Raw genomic sequence first — 17,814 nt, forward strand, 5'->3', positions numbered from 1 at the left:
CAATTCAAAGACGGTGACAATATTGCCGGAAGCGGGCAGCTGGCCCGGTTTGAAGGCTAGTCAGATCGGGATCGGGGTATCTCCATGCGCATGACGAAATTTTTGCTGGCAGCTGCGGCGGCCTGTACTCTCCACGCAGTTCCGGCAGCGGCCACAGCCGCCCAGTGCGGCAATAACGGTGCCGGCTTCGACGCCTGGGTTGGCGAGTTCAAGCAAGAGGCTGCTGCGAACGGCGTGAGCCCGTCGGTTCTTGATCGCGCTTTTGCGAACGTTTCCTATAACAGACCGACCATCGCCGCAGACCGCGGCCAGAAGAGCTTCAAGCTTTCCTTCGACGCTTTCATGCAGAAGCGCGGCGGTGCAACGATCATTTCCCGTGGTAAGGGTATGAAGCGTGCCAATGCTGCGCTCTTTGCATCGATCGAACGCCGATATGGTGTTCCCGCTGGCCCGCTGATCGCGATCTGGGGCATGGAGACCGGCTTCGGCAGCTACATGGGCAACCAGCACACCATGTCGGCCGTATCGACACTTGCTTACGATTGCCGGCGCTCTGATTATTTCACCGATCAGCTTTACGCAGCGCTTCAACTCGTCTCGGAAGGCTACCTCAGCCCGCAGGCGCGAGGCGCCGCGCACGGCGAGATTGGCCAGACGCAGTTTCTGCCACGCAATGTCGTGCGCTTCGGCGCCGATGGCGACGGCGACGGTCGCGTCGACATGGTCGGCTCGCGCGCGGATGCGCTGGCCTCGACGGCTAATTTCCTGAAGGGCCATGGTTGGCAGGCCGGCGCCGGCTATCAGCCCGGCGAACCCAACTTTGCAGCGATCGCCGGCTGGAATGCCGCGACGGTCTATCAGCAGGCCATTGCCTACATCGGCCAGCAGATCGACGGAAACTGAGAATCCAACACTGAGCCACGAGCGCCGAACTGAAGTTCGGCGCTTTTTATTTGGGCTTAGACATCCGGTCGAATGAAGTCGCGGGTTTCGGCATCCATCACCCACAGTTCACCGGTCGAAATGTCGAACCATGCTCCATGAAGCGCGATCTCACCGGCCTCTTCCAAGGCCTTGATGTTCGGGAATGTCCTGAGATTCTCAATCGAATTGCGGATCGATACTCGCTCGAGTGCAGTTTGACGCTCGGCGGCAGTCATCACGTCGTTGGCGCCGATCTGTTCTGCCGCAGGCTTCACGAGCGACATCCAGCGTCCAATAAAGTCACCGGGAGAAAGAGGTTCAGCGCTCGGGTCCAGAGCCGCCCTAATGCCACCACAACGGCCGTGGCCCATGACGACGATATCTGTAACCTTCAGGGCCTGAACCGCAAATTCCAGCGCGGCAGACGTCGAGTGGAAATGCCCATCCGGCTCATAGGGCGGCACCATGTTGGCGACATTCCGGACGACGAAAAGTTCGCCCGGGCCGGCGTCGAAAATCAGTTCGGGCGCAGCACGGGAATCCGAGCAGGCTACCACAAGCGTACTGGGGTTCTGCCCGTGCTCCGCTAGTGTCCGATAGCGATCACGGGCGTCCGCATAACGCCCGTTCATAAAGTTGCGATAACCGTCTAGAAGGGTGCTTGGAAAATGCTGCATGATCTTCGATTACAGCCTGCGCAATACAAGATCAATATCGCACCGCACGATAGCCGCTAGCCCTTGCGCCTTTGGGCCGGATGCAGCAGGCGCCTCATCTGAACCATTGCCATCGGCGTTGTCAGGCTCGAGGAGTCGCTCGCAAGCGTCAGTTCATCGCTGCCCCGCTTCACAGCGCGAGCAAGCACCTCATAGACGCTTGCCGTTGCAAGCTGGAGCGCCTTTTCGTCCTCCATGCCGGAGAGAAGCCGCGATAGAAACAGGGCCGCAAGGAGATCGCCAAGACCATTCGGCGGCTTGTCGATAAGGCGATGTTCCGCCAACAGCGCGTGGCGCCCCGAAAGATAGAGGTTCCCCGTGCCGCCTGCCATCATCGGCACGGCTGACGTTACCAGCATGCGAGACGGCCCCAGCGACAGCGCGGCATCCATGATCGCCGTATTGTCATCCAGCGAGGCGCCAACGAGCCAAGCAAGCTCATAGCGATTGGGCGTCGCAAGCGACGCGAGGGGTATCAGATGATCCCTGATCGCCTCCGCCGTTGCCTGCGGCACATAGAGCCCACCCAGGTCCCCCATCACCGGATCGCAGACATAAAACAATTCAGGCTTTCGTTCGCGCAAAGCAGTCACGAGCCGGGCAACCGAGCGTGCCTGCGCCGCATTGCCGAAATAGCCCGAAAGAACGGCCTTCACTTCGCCGATCCACGGCGCGCGGATGAGATCCTCAATCGCCGCGTCAAAATCTGCTTCGGTAAATGTCAGCCGCGTTGACCGACCATGGCCGGGATGCCAGGGGAGCACGATCGTCGGCAGCGCCCAGACCTGGTGGCCGAGGGTCTCCAGCGCAAAGACCGCCGCGCGATTTCCGACAGAACCACGCACAACATGGCTGGAGATGACGATGACAGTTCCTGCAGCACTTTCCGACATGATGCTCCACTCAGCTTTCGACACCCGTTGATCCCCTTTTTGCTGCTTCACTGTCAACCGCTCTTCATAGAGACATGAAAACGTCGGCTCGGGAAATTTCCACATATCTACGACGAAGCAAAATCTTTCGAAAATTTGCGTTGCGGTGGCCAAAAACGCATGAAAGCTGCCTCAGAAAGCGCTCATTTAGAGATTCTTTCGTCAAATCTTCTGCTACTTTGCGCCAAATCGAGGAGATGAGGGAGTATCTGCGATGGCTGGTCGAAACAATCCGAAACGAGAAAAACAGCTTGAAAGCGCGACCAAAATCGCGGCTGCAACCGGGGAAACCTATCTCGATCCTGATATCCTCTTTGGGCGTGCCAGCGGCGATGACCTGGAGCAATACACACCGGAGATGTTGGCGCTTTCCGCCGTTCATTCGGCCAAGGAACTGGCTGCCTGGGGCAGCAACTCGGCACGTATCACCATCGATACGATTGCCGACGTGGAGCCGGGCGGTGTTGCGGTATCCATTCTCTCGGTGACCGACCGCAACATGCCGTTCCTGTATGAATCGGTGATGGGCGAGGTTACCAGCAGCTATCGCGACCTTTACATGGCCGTGCATCCGATCCTGGTGATGGAGCCCGGCAAGGCTCCCGAACTTTACTCCGCTGATCTCCCGAGCGAGCCGGCCAATCGCGTCAGTCACATCCAGCTACATCTTGCGCCCCTGACAGCGGCCCAGGCCGCTGAGCTTGTCAAGCGAGTGAAAACGGTGGTCGAGCAAGTGCGGGTAACGGTATCCGACTGGAGACCCATGCTGGATAAGCTTGGAACGGTGATCGATGAGCTTTCCGCCTACAATGCCAGCCGGCGGAAGACTGAACGGGACGAAGCGCTTGCCTTCCTGACCTGGCTCCGCGACGCAAATTTCACCTTCCTCGGCATGCGGGAGTATGTCTACTCCGGCAAGGGCGCGAGCGCGAAGGTCGAACGCGACAAGGGCACGGGTCTTGGCATCCTGTCGAACCCCGACGTTCTCGTTCTGCGCACCGGCAAGGATGCGGTGACGACGACCCCGGAAATCCTGGCATTCCTGGATGGCCCGGACTTCCTGATCGTGACCAAGGCCAATGTGAAGTCGATCGTCCATCGCCGCGCCTACATGGACTATGTGGGGGTCAAGCGCTTCGACGCCGACGGCAATGTGACGGGCGAACTGCGTATTGTCGGTCTGTTCACCTCGACTGCCTACACGTCGCTTGCAAGCGATATCCCGCTGCTCCGCTCCAAGATCGAGCGAGTGAAGGAACATTTCGGCTTCGACCCAATGAGCCACTCGGGCCGTATGCTCGATAACACGCTGGAATCTTATCCGCGCGACGACCTCTTCCAGATCGACACACCGCTTCTGGCCGGCTTCGCCGAGCAGATCAACGATCTTGCCGATCGGCCGCGTGTCCGAGTCCTGCCGCGCATAGACCATTTCGACCGATTTGTATCGGTGATCGTTTACGTCCCACGCGAAGAGTATGACTCGATCGTGCGTGAGAAGATCGGGACCTATCTGAAGACCGTCTACGATGGCCGTGTCTCGGCCTACTATCCGGCTTTCCCGGAGGGTGGTGTCGCACGCGTCCACTTCATCATCGGCCGGTCCGGAGGCAAGACCCCTCGCGTACCGCAGGCAAAGCTGGAAGAAGCCATTCGCGCCATCACCGCGCGGTGGGATGATCGGTTCGAAGCCCTAGCCGGGCCGAAGGCCCCTCAGTTGCACGTAAGCCACGCCTTCCAGGATCTCTTCCCGCCGGAAGAAACCTTTTACGATCTCGAGGATATCGCCGCCTGCGCGGCCGGGGAGCCGATCCGCATCGCGTTCTACACGCGGGAAAAAGACGGCGTTGAGCTGCTTTGCCTGAAGATCTTCCATTCCGGCGGCCAACTTGCCCTGTCCCGCCGCGTACCGCTGCTTGAAAACCTCGGCTTCAACGTCATTAGTGAGGGAACATTCGACATCGACGTAACCCTCCACGGCGGCGCGGAAACGCTGGTTGTGTTGCATGATATGGAACTGGAGCCGCGGGGGGGCATACAAATCGACCTTCACCGTCATGGCGAAATGCTGGAAGAAGCATTCCTAGCTGCATTCAGCGGCGTCATCGACAACGACAACTTCAACCGGCTCATCGTTTCGGCCGGATTGACTGCACGCGAAACCAGCGTACTTCGCGCCTATGCGCGCTACCTGCGTCAGGCGGGCATTCCCTACTCGCTGGATTACATCGCTACGACGCTGGACAAGTATCCGGTCATCGCGGCAATGATATTCCGGCTGTTCTACGACGCGCTCGATCCCAAGATCTCCGAGAAGGTACGGATCAAGAAGGCGGCCGAGCATCATCAGAGGATCGAGGCGGCTCTCTCCGATGTGCCGAGCCTCGATGATGATCGCATCCTTCGCCGTTACGTCAACGTAGTGGACGCCACCTTGAGGACAAATTACTTCCAACGCAATGCGGACGGCTCGCCGAAGGCGATGCTGGCCTTCAAGCTGGATCCGCATCTGGTCGACGGACTCCCTGAACCGCGACCATTCCGCGAGATGTTCGTCTACGGCGTCGAAGTCGAAGGTGTCCATCTGCGCTTCGGCAAGGTGGCGCGTGGCGGCTTGCGTTGGTCGGACCGTGCCGAAGATTACCGGACCGAAGTACTCGGCCTGGTGAAGGCACAGCAGGTCAAGAACGCCGTCATTGTACCGGTCGGCGCCAAAGGCGGCTTCTACCCGAAGAAACTGCCGGCTGGCGGCAGCCGCGACGAAGTCTTCAATGCCGGCCGCGAGGCTTACAAGACCTATATCCGCACGTTGCTGTCCATTACTGACAACATCAGTGGCCCCGATATCGTGCCGCCAATGGATACGGTGAGGCTCGACGGCGACGACCCCTACTTCGTCGTGGCAGCCGACAAGGGAACTGCGACTTTCTCGGACACCGCCAACGCGCTTGCTCAGGAAGCGGGCTTCTGGCTCGATGATGCCTTCGCCTCGGGCGGATCGGCTGGCTATGACCACAAGAAGATGGGGATCACCGCTCGCGGCGCCTGGGAAACGGTAAAGCGCCACTTCCGCGAAATGGACATCGACATCCAGACCGCGCCGTTCACGGTCGCCGGCGTCGGCGACATGTCGGGCGACGTCTTCGGCAACGGCATGCTGTTGTCGCCCAAAATCCGGCTGATTGCGGCCTTCGACCATCGCGACATCGTCATCGATCCCGATCCAGATATGGCGAAGACGCTTGCCGAAAGGCAGCGACTCTTCAACCTGGCACGGTCGAGCTGGCAGGATTTCGACAAGAGCGTCCTTTCGAAAGGTGCGATGATTATTTCGCGCTCGGCAAAGTCCGTCACTCTGACGCCGGAAGCGGTGGCTGCGATTGGCATCGACAAGGCCGTAGCAACGCCGTTCGAGATCATGACGGCCATCTTGAAGAGCCCGGTCGACCTGCTTTGGTTCGGTGGCATCGGCACCTACGTTAAGGCGCCGTCGGAAACCGATGCTGAAGTCGGCGATCGTGCCAACGACCCAATTCGCGTTGTTGCCGAAGACGTGCGCGCCAAGGTGATCGGCGAAGGCGCAAACCTTGGTGTCACACAGAAAGGTCGTATCGCCTATGGAATGCGAGGCGGGCGCTGCAATTCCGACGCAATCGACAATTCGGCCGGCGTCAACACGTCCGACGTCGAGGTCAATATCAAGATTGCTCTCGCAGCAGCAATGCACGACGGTCGCCTGACTCGGTCAAAGCGCGATCAGCTTCTTTCTTCCATGACGGACGAGGTCGGCAGGCTCGTGCTGCGGAACAACTATTTGCAGTCTCTCGCGATATCGCTGACCGAGCGCAAGGGCACTGCCAACGGGCTGGAACTTGCTCGGCTCATGACAGTGCTCGAAGGCGCAAAGCAGCTGAACCGGAAGGTGGAGACCCTTCCCGACGACACGGTCCTCGCGGAACGCTATACCGCTGGCAAGCCGCTCACCCGACCCGAAATCGGCGTTCTGCTGTCCTATGCGAAGATCGTGCTGTTCGACGCATTGGCTGCCAGCGATCTGCCGGACGATCCCTATTTCGCGGCAACACTTTCGAACTACTTCCCCGCAAAGATGCGCAAGACGAACGCGTCGGATATCGATACCCACCGTCTACGGCGCGAGATCATTGCGACAGTGTTGGCAAACGAGGCCATCAACCGCGGCGGCCCAAGCTTTGCCATCAGCATGACGGATGCGACGGCGGCATCCGCGCCTGAGGTTGTTCGGGCCGCGATAATCGCCCGCGATGGGTTTGACCTCAGCCGACTCTGGGCGGAGACAGACGCATTGGATGGCAAGATTTCCGGCCAGATGCAGAACCGCATCTACGAGGAAATCAGTCATACGTTCACGGTGCTGACCCGCCTGCTCCTGAAGACTCAGATGACCAAGGGCGATATATCCGCAACTGTCGAGGGACTTCAGACTGCCCTCAAGAAGCTCAAGCCGATTTTCGCCAACCAGACGGTGCCGGAGCTCGAAGCGCGGCAGCAGGAGTATCGTGACGCCGGTGTGCCGGATAAGTTGGCCGCCGAGATCTCGGGGCTGCTCGGCTTTGCCCTCGTACCTGAGATCATGCAAATCGCTGCCCGCACGGGCGAACCGCTGGCGCGTGCCGCGGAAAGCTATTTTGCTGTCTCCCAGACCTTCCGGATCGGGCGCTTGCTTGCCGCCGGCTCACGGATCATCACGGCTGACCACTATGAAAACCTGGCGCTGGCCCGCAGCATCGACCAGATCGCAAGCGCGCGACGCGATATCGTCATTTCGGCACTTGCCAACCACGGTAAGGACAAGCTTCCGGTCCAAGCTTGGCATGCAGGCGATCGCATCAGGATCAACCGGATAGCGGAGGAACTGTCGGGGTTGAGCGACAGCGGCGACCCGAACCTTGCCCGTATCACCGTGGCGGCTGGTCTGTTGACCGATCTTGCGCGCGACGGGGCTAGGTGAGACAGTTCCGCTCGGAATCAGGAGCGGACTGTGAATCGCATCGACTGGACGGGAACGCAGCCGGCTAGGGCATCGGAGAAGGGCATCTGGGGCTGGATGCTCTTTGACTGGGCAGCCCAGCCATTCTTCACTGTTGTAACGACCTTCATCTTCGGTCCCTACTTCGTGTCGCGCCTGACTGCCGATCCGGTCTCCGCCCAGGCAATGTGGAGCAACATGGCGACGATCTCTTCGGTGATCATCGCCATTTTGTCGCCAATCCTCGGCTCCATCGCCGATCAGTCCGGCGCCCGAAAGCCCTGGATCGCGTTTTTCGCGGTGATCAAGATTGCGAGCCTCTTCGGCCTTTGGTTTGCAGCGCCCGGCTCACCGTTGATCTACCCAATAATCTTCATGATCCTGGCCTCGATCGCGGCCGAGTTCTCGATCGTCTTCAATGATTCCATGATGCCTCGGCTCGTCAGCAAAGACGAGGTCGGCAAACTATCCAATACGGCCTGGGGCCTCGGCTATCTCGGCGGGATGATTGTTCTTATCGCCGTCGTGGTCCTGCTCGCCGGCAATCTCGAATCCGGCAAAACAATTCTTGGTCTCGATCCGTTGTTCGGTCTCGATCCGCACCAGGGCGAAGATGCCCGTATCACTGGGCCGATCTCGGCTGTCTGGTATCTGATCTTCATTCTGCCGATGTTCTTTTTCACACCTGACATCAGCAAGGGCCTTCCGTTTGGCGCTGCGGTGCGAGCCGGCTTTACCGAGTTGAAGAGTACACTTGCCGAACTCAAGCATCGCCGTGGCATTGTTCGCTTCCTCATCGCCCGGATGATCTATCAGGATGGCGTCAACGGGCTGCTGATCCTCGGCGGCGCTTTTGCTGCCGGAATGTTCGGCTGGGCGACGATTGAGATCGGGATCTACGGAATCATACTCAACGTCGTTGCGATCTTCGGCTGCATCATTGCCGGTCGCGTTGATCGGCGTATAGGCTCTAAGTCGACGATCGTTATCAGCCTGACAATGTTGCTGATCGCCACTATCGGGATAGTGTCGACCGGGCCTGGATACACTCTCTTTGGTTTGCTGAAGCTGCCAACCGCCGATTCCGGCGGCCTCTTCGGTACGGCAGCGGAGAAGGCATACATTGCCTACGGTCTGCTGATCGGTCTTGCCTTCGGCCCGGTGCAGGCGTCCTCGCGGTCCTATCTCGCGCGCAGCGTAAGCCTGAGCGAGGCCGGTCGCTATTTTGGCATCTACGCGCTGTCAGGGCGCGCTACGAGCTTTCTGGCGACGCTGTTCTTTTCCGCCGTAACCTATGCGACCGGTTCGTCGCGCTTGGGAATGGCAACACTGGTAATCTTCCTCGCTGCAGGACTGGTCCTGCTTTTCCGTACGCCCTATCCAGCGGACAGGGCGTAACGGCAGCCCACGGGTTTAGTGGCGGAAGTGCCGCATGCCGGTGAAGACCATCGCGACGTTGTGCTCATTTGCAGCATCGATCACTTCCTGGTCGCGCATGGATCCACCGGGCTGGATCACTGCCGTTGCACCAGCGGCGATCATGGACAGCAAGCCGTCGGCGAAGGGCAGGAAGGCCTCAGACGCCACTGCCGAACCGCGTGTCAGCGGCTCTGCAAGCCCGAGAGCCCTGGCTGCCTCCTCGGCCTTCAGGCCAGCGATACGGGCAGAATCGACGCGGCTCATCTGCCCTGCGCCAATGCCGGCCGTCTGTCCATCCTTGGCATAAACCACGGCGTTCGATTTGACATGCTTGGCTACCTTGAAGGCAAATTTCATGTCTTCGAGTTCCTGCGGGGTCGGCGCACGCTTGGTAACCACCTTGAGCTCCAGATCCTCGGCCATGCCGTTGTCTCGGCTCTGCACAAGCAGGCCGCCGGAGACGGTTTTCGCCGTCAGGCCGGCTGAGCGCGGATCCGGAAGGCCACCTGCAGTCAGGAGACGAAGATTTGCCTTGCGTGCAACGATGGCTTTCGCTTCCTCGGTGACGTCGGGTGCGATGATAACTTCGGTGAAGAGCTTGATAATCTCTTCCGCCGTTTCCGCATCGAGCGTCTGGTTGAGCGCGATGATACCGCCAAAAGCCGAAACGGAATCGCAGGCAAGCGCGCGCTTGTAGGCTTCCAGCAGGTTGGTGCCGGTCGCCACGCCACAGGGGTTTGCGTGCTTGATGATCGCGCAGGCTGCTGCCTTTTCGGGCAGGAACTCGGCGACGAGTTCATAAGCCGCATCGGTGTCGTTGATGTTGTTGTAGGAAAGCTGTTTGCCCTGCAGCAGCGACGCGGTGGCAACACCGGGGCGACGCTCGCCCGTCACATAGAATGCCGCCTTCTGATGCGGATTTTCGCCATAACGCATTTCTTCCTTGAGCACGCCGCCAATGACGCGATGACGCGGTGTGTCGATCGAAAGAGCTTCGGAAAACCAGTTGGAAATCATGGCATCATAAGCTGCCGTGCGCGCGAACGCCTTGGCGGCCATCCGCTGGCGTAACGGATAGCTGGTCTGACCGGCGTCCGAAGCCAGTTGCTCGAGCAACTCAGGATAGTCCGCCGGATCGGTCAGGATCGTCACGTAGGCATGGTTCTTGGCCGATGCGCGGATCATCGCGGGGCCGCCAATATCGATATTCTCGACAGTCGTCGCATAGTCGCCGCCGGCAGCGCGAACATCCTCGAACGGATAGAGGTTGACGACCACCAGGTCGATACCCTCGATGCCATGCGCCTTCATTGCCGCCTGATGTTCAGCATCGTCCCGAATGGCGAGCAGCCCACCATGCACTTTCGGGTGCAGGGTCTTCACGCGACCATCCATGATCTCTGGAAAACCCGTGACCTCGGAAACATCGGTCACCGTAAGACCGGCCGCCGCAATTGTCTTGTGAGTGCCGCCGGTCGACAGGAGGCGAACGCCCTTGTCGGCGAGCGCACGCGCGAGTTCGACGATACCGGTCTTGTCCGATACCGAAAGCAACGCGGTCTTGACTGCGACCTTGTCGGGTGCGGGGATTTTCTTGGAAACAACGGCCATGAGGCTTCTCCGTTTGGTCTTCGGGAGATATCCGGCGAGGGATAAGCGGATGATGGCGCCGCGTTAGCACAGCTTTGCCGCCGCGGAAACACTCGCTAGCCCTTGCGCGATAAAAACCAGCGTATTTCCGGCCGCTCGGGATAGGAGAAGGCGATCTCGATCTGGTCGGAACCGCAAATGCCCGAAGCATCCGCAAAGAAAACGTCCTCGCCGATGACGATCTCGTTGCCGGGCGACGAGAACAGCCATGTTTCTCCATCGGGCGCCGTCATCATCACCGACTCTTTGTCGAACTGCTTCAGATTGATGGATGGGTGAGCATGGAAGCGCGCCACCGCACGCACGGCCTCATCGACCTTGCCTTCCGGCGCAACCAACCGATCACAGCCCGTAACGATCAATCCCGTGGCGTTCAGGGTCAGCTCTCGCTCATGCAGAACACCGAAGGCGTTGAGGTAGCCGTCATGGCTTGCCTTGATCACGTCGCGGCCGTCATCGGCGAGCACGCGATCCACATTCAGGCTTTTCACGCCGTCAGTGATAACGTTTGCGACGAAGTCGGAGGACGCAAAACGGCTGGAAGAAGTGTCGTTGACGGTCACCGTGCTATGCGCAGCCGTCGTTCGAGCGATCTGCACGTAGCGCTTGCCGGCAAACTTCGGCGATCCGGAATTGACGATAAAGCGGTGACGTCCGGACGACATCTCAAACGACAGGCAACCCGCATGCGCCGTGCGCGACAGACTGCCGGCCGGCGGCAATCCTGTATCAGCAATGACCACCGTTCTACCTGAGGCTAACCGTTGATAACGTGAATGGGGCATCGCCTTGAAGGGATCACCCGCAGTCTCGTCGTACCGAAGCAACGACATCAATTCCGTCGCGAGCGTCGACGTTGCGCCGTTAAAAAGCGCAAGGTCGCCATCCTGGTGCCGGAAAAACCGCAGCGCTGGGTACATGCGATCGATGCCGGAAATCAGCTTCTGCGGCAAATCATGCCCGAGATTGACATAGGTTTGCCGGAGCGGAAGAAGATCCAAGAGCAATTCCAGGCCGACGCGCGGATTGCGCGAGACATGCCCGCCATCCGGTAGAATCTGGCTGTCGAACTCCTGGTCCAGTGCATCAGCAGCGCGCCGAAGGGCACCTGCGCGCGTCGGCATGGCAATAGAGGCCATTGCAAGGGCAATGCGCAATCGAAAGCGAACCTCGCCGGGTGGCGCGTACTTTGCCATGCGGCGCAGAAATCGCACTTGGAAGGCTAGCGAGCGCAGGAAGCGGCGATAGAAGCCGCGATCGGCGTTATGGAGAACGACAGGCGAATGCGAGAGCCAGGAAATAACACGCTGCGCGGTAACATCGATCTCCCAGGCGATACCTTCGATGCGGCCGCCATGCAGCGACAGCCAATTGTTGACGATGGACCGGGCAACGCTCGAATGCAGGTCGCTCTTCTTGGTCCGCATGTGGCGGAGCCAGCCAAAACTATGAAGCCGCAGGGCGAATGATCGGGATGGGAGACTGAAATTGAAGGGCGACTTGCCACCGGTTTCGAGGAGCCGACCGGCGAGCGGGAAGCGACCGTTCAAAATCTCGTCGGCCACATGCGGATCGACCGCGCGCAGGTCGGTGGGAGCGACGATCAACCGCTCCGGGGCGTGAACGGTATGGCGGAAGAGACGCAGCCGCAGGATTGCTCCGCGGCACAGCGTGCGCCGCCAAGCCTCTCCCACGTAAAGAGTCGAGAACCCGGACCACATGTTTATTGTCTATTGACCCGCGTCGTTAAGAATAAGTGAATAAGCCCGGAATCAGTGACACTTACGTATCAAATTATGACAGGTGCTCAACTATGCCAGTTGCCTTTCAATCAGGCAACACGGCGCATCATGACGGCGTAGAAACCGTCAAGTCCGCTGGCAAAACCGGAGGGAGCTTCGAGCATGTCGGGTGTGGTGCGGAATTCTCCGAGGGCATTGATGGCAGATTCCAGGCCCGGCCACTGCTGGGCATCAATGGCGACACGCTCAAGCATCGGTGTGTCGGAAAGTACGCGCGCGATTACCTCTTCGCCCTCGGCCGGATCAAGCGAGCAATTGGAAAAGACGATCGTCCCGCCCGGCTTCAACAAGGTTATCGCGTGTCGCAGCAGGCGTTCCTGAAGACTTGCAAGTTTCGCTATGTCATCCGGTCCCTTGGCCCAGAGAACATCGGGATGGCGACGCGTCGTTCCCGTCGATGAGCAGGGCGCATCGAGCAGTATGGCGTCGAAAAGCTCCGTCGGCTCGTATTTGGTGAGGTCGCTGGCAACAGTCTCGGCATTCAATCCAAGCCGATCGAGATTCCCTCGCAGTCGCTTGATGCGGTTTTCGGACTGTTCGACCGCAGTAACGTTGCCTCCGGCAAGGATGAGCTGGGCTGTCTTACCGCCGGGAGCTGCGCATAAATCGGCAACGCGCTTGCCCGCCAAGTCGCCAAACAATTGGGCGGGAATGCTGGCTGCTGCGTCCTGAACCCACCACGCGCCTTCCGCAAATCCTTCCAGTGAGGGGACGCCACCCTCGAAGGCAGCCAGCCGAACACCACCGGTCGGCAGCACGAGGCCGCCCAGACGTTCCGCCCATCCCTGCGCGTCATCCTTGACCGTAAGATCGATAGCCGCCGGCTCCAGCTGCGAGTCAGAGATCGATCGCGCCCTTTCCTTGCCGTAGGCCTTCTCAAGCCGGTCGAGAAACCATTCCGGCATTACTGGAATGGAGTTGATCTCGGCAAAGATCTGGTCTTTCTCGCGTCCAAGACGGCGCAGAACGGCATTCACCAGCTTTGCAAAACGGCGATTCCGGGGGTCCTGATTTGATTGCTCGACGGCGAGGTCGACCGCAGCGTGATCCGGCACATCAAGGTAGAGAATTTGCGCGGCGGCAATCGCAAGAACGTGATGCAGGGCCCGCGCGCCTTCCGGAAGGGGTGACTCAAGCAAGCCGGCGATTGCGGCGTCGATCCGCGGCAAATGGCGCAGCGTCGCATTGAGAATGGCGCGAACGAGGGCTCGGTCACCCTCATTGAGAGCCTTATACGCCGGATTGCCATGTTCATTGTCCAAGGCACCGTCAAGCGAAAGCTTCCGGTCGACGACGGCCGCCAGGATCTTGGCCGCGGCAGCGCGAACCTGCAATCCGGGCTTTGCCGGAGCAGCGACAGAGCCCGAATTGGAAGACTTTGGTTTGCGAAATGGCTTTTTCTTGCCGTCAGAATTCAAGACCACGGACCTTTTGGCGGTTGTGAACCACCGCGATCAATACCGGTATTCGGAACCGAACGCGATTTGCGCATCGGATTATCAGCGCGAACCGGCGGCGTCGAGATATTCATGCCACCGCGCGCCATTTCCTGCAGCGCTGCGATCCGGTTTTCCGTGTTCGGGTGCGTGGAGAACAGATTATCCATCCCAGCACCGGTCAGCGGATTGATGATGAACATGTGGGCGGTTGCCGGATTGCGCTCGGCATCGTAGTTCGGCACCTGCGAGGCGCCACGTGCGATCTTGCCAAGTGCCGATGCAAGCCACAGCGGATTACCACAAATCTCTGCACCACGGCGATCGGCCGAGTATTCGCGCGTCCGGCTGATGGCCATCTGCACCATCATTGCAGCAAGCGGCGCGACGATCATCGCCAGCAACACCCCTACGAAACCGAGCGGATTGTTGTTGTTTTCTCGGTTGCCACTGAAGAAAAACGCAAAATTTCCCAGCATGGAAATCGCGCCGGCAAGCGTCGCCGTGATGGTCATCGTCAAGGTGTCGCGATTCTGCACGTGCGCCAGTTCGTGCGCCATCACGCCGGCGACTTCCTGGGGCGTCAACGCACTCAGTAGCCCAGTGGACGCGGCAACGGCAGCGTTTTCCGGATTACGACCTGTCGCGAAGGCGTTTGGTTGTGGGCTGTCGTAGAGGTAGACCTTCGGCATCGGCAAGCCAGCATTGCGCGCCAAATCCCTTATGATCGTGAAAAACTCCGGCGCATTGCGCTCGTCGATCTCCTGGGCGTGATAAGCCGACAGCACCATCCGGTCGGAATTCCAGTAGGAAAAGAAGTTCATTCCGGCGGCGATCACGAACGCGATCATCATGCCGCCACGCCCGCCAATTAGGAAGCCGACGGCCATGAACAATGCGGTCATGAAGGCGAGCAACATGGCTGTACGGACAAGATTCATCGCTATCTCCAAAGTGCCCCTGAGCGGACCGCATAAAACCAGAGGGTTTCAATTGCGGCGCTGGCGCTCTATGATTTGGTCATTCACCAGCCATTTTCAATGTTTTTCAGGCGGAATCGCATGATGCAGCCAGCAGACAACGACAACGACGAAACCCTGGCGACTGAGGCTGCCGAGGCTCCTCGGAAGTTGCTATCACCGGCTGCCAAGCGCGCGCTTGCCGAGGCCGAAGAGCGGCGCCGAAACGAGAAGCCGGTAGAAATGCCTGCAGAGATAGGTGGCCGCGGCGGCGCAGATCCCTCGCGCTTTGGAGATTGGGAAATCAATGGCAGGGCGATCGATTTCTAAGTAAATATTCCTATTGACTTTCACTCATGATCGGAATTTATTCCTTTTATGAGAAAGATTGCTCCCCTCGTTGCGCTTGCCCTTGTTGCGACCCCTGTAACGGCCGTTGCTCGCGACGAAATAGAAGGGCCTGTTTCGGCGGAAATCCTGAGGGTGATCGATGGCGACACGCTGCTGGTCGAAGCGCGTCCTTGGCCGCAGCAGACAATGGAAGTGTATGTCCGGATCCGCGGAATCGACGCGCCCGAAATGCACTCTAGCTGCGCTGAAACAAGACGCGCGGGGATCGACGCGCGCCATGCCCTCGAAACCCTGACATCGGGATCATCGGAAATCCAGCTGACGCAGATCGCGGGCGACAAGTATTTCGGCCGCATCCTGGCGAACGTCACCCTTTCAGATGGCAGGAATCCGGCTCAAGACATGCTGGAAGACGGGATCGTGCGGGCCTACAACGGCGGCCGAAAACCGCGAGAAACCTGCGGCGCAGAGAATTGAAGCCGCCCCGATCGCTCGGAGCGGCTTCCTTCTTTATGCGGTCGCCTTGTTCTGGCGGTTGGCGATGAGGTCATCGACTACTGCCGGATCGGCAAGCGTCGAGGTATCGCCGAGAGAGCCGAAGTCATCTTCGGCGATCTTGCGCAGGATACGGCGCATGATCTTGCCCGAACGCGTTTTTGGAAGACCCGGGGCAAACTGTATCTTGTCGGGTGCAGCGATCGGGCCGATTTCGCTGCGGACATGCTTGACCAGTTGCTGGCGCAAATCGTCCGAACCTTCGTTGCCGGCCATCAGCGTGACGTAGCAATAGATGCCCTGACCCTTGATCGGATGCGGGTAGCCCACGACAGCCGCCTCCGAGACAAGGTTGTGCGAAACGAGCGCGGATTCGACTTCGGCGGTACCGAGGCGGTGGCCTGAAACATTCAGCACGTCATCGACGCGACCGGTGATCCAGTAGTAGCCGTCCTCATCCCGTCGGCAGCCGTCGCCGGTGAAGTACTTGCCCTTGTAGGTCGAGAAGTATGTCTGGATGAAGCGCTCGTGATCGCCGTAGACGGTCCGCATCTGACCCGGCCAGCTATCGGTAATGCAGAGGTTTCCGTCGGCGGCACCCTCGAGTACATTGCCTTCATTATCGACCAGCTGCGGCTTCACGCCGAAGAACGGCATCGTCGCGGACCCCGGCTTCAGGTCGGTCGCGCCCGGAAGCGGCGTGATCATGTGACCGCCCGTTTCCGTCTGCCACCAGGTATCGATGACAGGGCAACGCTTGTCGCCAACGACATTGTAATACCATTCCCACGCTTCCGGATTGATCGGCTCGCCGACTGTTCCGAGCAGACGCAGGCTAGAGCGCGACGAGCGGGTGACGAAGTGATCGCCAGCCCCCATCAGCGACCGGATCGCCGTCGGCGCCGTGTAGAAGATGTTGACCTTGTGCTTGTCGATAACCTCCCAGAACCGACCCTGGTCCGGAAAGTTCGGCACCCCCTCGAACATCAGCGTCGTCGCGCAGTTCGCAAGCGGACCGTAGACGATGTAGGAATGACCGGTGACCCAGCCGACGTCGGCGGTGCACCAGTAGATATCGCCCGGATGGTAGTCGAAGACATACTCATGGGTCATTGCCGCGTAGACGAGATAGCCACCGGTCGTATGCAATACGCCCTTTGGCTTTCCCGTCGAGCCGGAAGTGTAAAGGATGAATAGCGGATCCTCCGCCCTCATCTTCACCGGCGGGCACTCCGGCTTAACCGTGGCGATTTCCTGATGGTACCAGAGGTCGCGGCCCGGCGCCCAGCCGGTCTTGCCGCCGGTACGGCGCACCACGAGCACCTTGTCGACGATGACATGTTGGCGGGCGGCAATGTGAATGGCCGTGTCGGTATTGTCCTTCAGCGGAACAGGTTTGCCGCCGCGGACGCCTTCGTCGCAGGTGACCACGAAGGTGGATTCGCAATCGACGATACGCCCGGCCAGTGCTTCCGGAGAGAAGCCACCGAACACCACCGAATGGACTGCGCCGATGCGTGCGCAGGCGAGCATCGCGTAGGCCGCCTCCGGGATCATCGGCATGTAGATCGTGACGCGATCTCCCTTCTTGACGCCGTGCTTCTTCATCACGTTCGCCATCCGGCAAACATGCTCGTAAAGCTCGTTGTAAGTGATCTTCTTGTCGACGTACGGGTTGTCGCCCTCGAAGATGATTGCCGTCTGATTACCGTTGGTCTTCAGGTGCCGATCGATGCAGTTGTAGGAAACGTTCGTCTGCCCGTCCTCGAACCACTTGATCGAGACCCTGCCAGTAAAGGACGTGTTCTTGACCTTCGTGTAAGGCTTGAACCAATCGATCCGCTTGCCATGCTTGCCCCAGAATTTGTCAGGGTTCTCGACGCTTTCCTCGTACCATTGTTCGTACTTGGCTCTATCGATAAGCGCATGGTTCTTCACCGGTTTTTGCACCGGGTAGATCTTTTCGGACATGGAACTCCTCCTCACTCGGACACCGGACGGAACGAAGCAGTCCGGCTTGGCTCTAGGCATTCATAGCAGGTCGCATTTGCCCGGCAATTAGACAAAGGTCATTTCATTCGTGATCAATTGCAATTCTGCGTCACTGCGGTTATATAGCGCC

General features: G+C 59.3%; 12 protein-coding genes. 5 read left to right on the plus strand and 7 right to left on the minus strand.

Annotated features, from left to right (window positions below; genetic code table 11):
* Nucleotides 1-84 precede the first annotated feature (84 nt).
* Nucleotides 85-903, plus strand: coding sequence for a lytic transglycosylase domain-containing protein (locus FHX16_RS08395; protein WP_114714200.1), 819 nt, complete (start codon nucleotides 85-87; stop codon nucleotides 901-903).
* 56 nt (nucleotides 904-959) lie between these two features.
* Here FHX16_RS08395 and FHX16_RS08400 read toward each other — a convergent pair whose 3' ends face one another.
* Together FHX16_RS08400 and pdxY are read right to left on the minus strand one after the other, a co-directional pair.
* Nucleotides 960-1,601 (minus strand): carbonic anhydrase, encoded by a 642-nt coding sequence (locus FHX16_RS08400; protein ID WP_016556826.1) that lies wholly within the window; start codon nucleotides 1,599-1,601, stop codon nucleotides 960-962.
* A 56-nt stretch (nucleotides 1,602-1,657) separates the two neighbouring features.
* Nucleotides 1,658-2,533 (minus strand): pyridoxal kinase PdxY, encoded by an 876-nt coding sequence (pdxY, locus tag FHX16_RS08405; protein WP_183864430.1) that lies wholly within the window; start codon nucleotides 2,531-2,533, stop codon nucleotides 1,658-1,660.
* A gap of 253 nt (nucleotides 2,534-2,786) precedes the next feature.
* On the opposite strand from pdxY, the gene FHX16_RS08410 reads away from it, so the two are divergent.
* Entirely contained in the window at nucleotides 2,787-7,562 is a 4,776-nt protein-coding gene (locus FHX16_RS08410; RefSeq protein WP_259126948.1) for an NAD-glutamate dehydrogenase, read from the plus strand.
* Between the two features lie 30 nt (nucleotides 7,563-7,592).
* Nucleotides 7,593-8,978 carry an MFS transporter gene (locus FHX16_RS08415; RefSeq protein ID WP_183864374.1) on the plus strand — a complete coding sequence of 462 codons (1,386 nt, stop codon included), beginning with the start codon at nucleotides 7,593-7,595 and terminating at the stop codon, nucleotides 8,976-8,978.
* A gap of 15 nt (nucleotides 8,979-8,993) precedes the next feature.
* Here FHX16_RS08415 and purH read toward each other — a convergent pair whose 3' ends face one another.
* The 4 genes from purH to htpX all read right to left on the minus strand — a co-directional run bounded on the left by purH (nucleotide 8,994) and on the right by htpX (nucleotide 14,828).
* Complete coding sequence (purH, locus tag FHX16_RS08420) at nucleotides 8,994-10,610, minus strand: bifunctional phosphoribosylaminoimidazolecarboxamide formyltransferase/IMP cyclohydrolase (protein ID WP_183864375.1); 1,617 nt, start codon at nucleotides 10,608-10,610, stop codon at nucleotides 8,994-8,996.
* Between the two features lie 95 nt (nucleotides 10,611-10,705).
* Nucleotides 10,706-12,370: a heparinase II/III family protein gene (locus tag FHX16_RS08425; protein WP_183864376.1), complete on the minus strand. Its 1,665-nt coding sequence runs from the start codon at nucleotides 12,368-12,370 to the stop codon at nucleotides 10,706-10,708.
* 110 nt (nucleotides 12,371-12,480) lie between these two features.
* A complete protein-coding gene (locus FHX16_RS08430) occupies nucleotides 12,481-13,875 on the minus strand; it encodes an RsmB/NOP family class I SAM-dependent RNA methyltransferase (RefSeq protein ID WP_259126950.1) in 1,395 nt (464 codons plus the stop codon).
* Nucleotides 13,866-14,828, minus strand: coding sequence for a zinc metalloprotease HtpX (gene htpX, locus FHX16_RS08435; protein WP_183864378.1), 963 nt, complete (start codon nucleotides 14,826-14,828; stop codon nucleotides 13,866-13,868). Before htpX ends, FHX16_RS08430 begins: the two co-directional genes overlap by 10 nt.
* Before the next feature lie 123 nt (nucleotides 14,829-14,951).
* On the opposite strand from htpX, the gene FHX16_RS08440 reads away from it, so the two are divergent.
* Entirely contained in the window at nucleotides 14,952-15,176 is a 225-nt protein-coding gene (locus FHX16_RS08440; RefSeq protein ID WP_183755320.1) for a DUF1674 domain-containing protein, read from the plus strand.
* A 153-nt stretch (nucleotides 15,177-15,329) separates the two neighbouring features.
* A complete protein-coding gene (locus tag FHX16_RS08445; protein WP_259126952.1) occupies nucleotides 15,330-15,674 on the plus strand; it encodes a thermonuclease family protein in 345 nt (114 codons plus the stop codon).
* Between the two features lie 33 nt (nucleotides 15,675-15,707).
* Here FHX16_RS08445 and acs read toward each other — a convergent pair whose 3' ends face one another.
* A complete protein-coding gene (gene acs, locus FHX16_RS08450) occupies nucleotides 15,708-17,663 on the minus strand; it encodes an acetate--CoA ligase (RefSeq protein ID WP_183754920.1) in 1,956 nt (651 codons plus the stop codon).
* Nucleotides 17,664-17,814 lie beyond the last annotated feature (151 nt).

The organism is Rhizobium sp. BK661, assembly GCF_024808825.1.
In the GTDB taxonomy this organism is placed as follows: domain Bacteria; phylum Pseudomonadota; class Alphaproteobacteria; order Rhizobiales; family Rhizobiaceae; genus Rhizobium.

What these genes read in the sequence shown, in the direction of transcription:
- FHX16_RS08395 (WP_114714200.1), top strand. Translation starts at nt 85, where the DNA reads ATGCGCATGACGAAATTTTTGCTGGCAGCTGCGGCGGCCTGTACTCTC.
- FHX16_RS08400 (WP_016556826.1), bottom strand. Translation starts at nt 1,601, where the DNA reads ATGCAGCATTTTCCAAGCACCCTTCTAGACGGTTATCGCAACTTTATG.
- pdxY (WP_183864430.1), bottom strand. Translation starts at nt 2,533, where the DNA reads ATGTCGGAAAGTGCTGCAGGAACTGTCATCGTCATCTCCAGCCATGTT.
- FHX16_RS08410 (WP_259126948.1), top strand. Translation starts at nt 2,787, where the DNA reads ATGGCTGGTCGAAACAATCCGAAACGAGAAAAACAGCTTGAAAGCGCG.
- purH (WP_183864375.1), bottom strand. Translation starts at nt 10,610, where the DNA reads ATGGCCGTTGTTTCCAAGAAAATCCCCGCACCCGACAAGGTCGCAGTC.
- FHX16_RS08425 (WP_183864376.1), bottom strand. Translation starts at nt 12,370, where the DNA reads ATGTGGTCCGGGTTCTCGACTCTTTACGTGGGAGAGGCTTGGCGGCGC.
- htpX (WP_183864378.1), bottom strand. Translation starts at nt 14,828, where the DNA reads ATGAATCTTGTCCGTACAGCCATGTTGCTCGCCTTCATGACCGCATTG.
- FHX16_RS08440 (WP_183755320.1), top strand. Translation starts at nt 14,952, where the DNA reads ATGCAGCCAGCAGACAACGACAACGACGAAACCCTGGCGACTGAGGCT.
- acs (WP_183754920.1), bottom strand. Translation starts at nt 17,663, where the DNA reads ATGTCCGAAAAGATCTACCCGGTGCAAAAACCGGTGAAGAACCATGCG.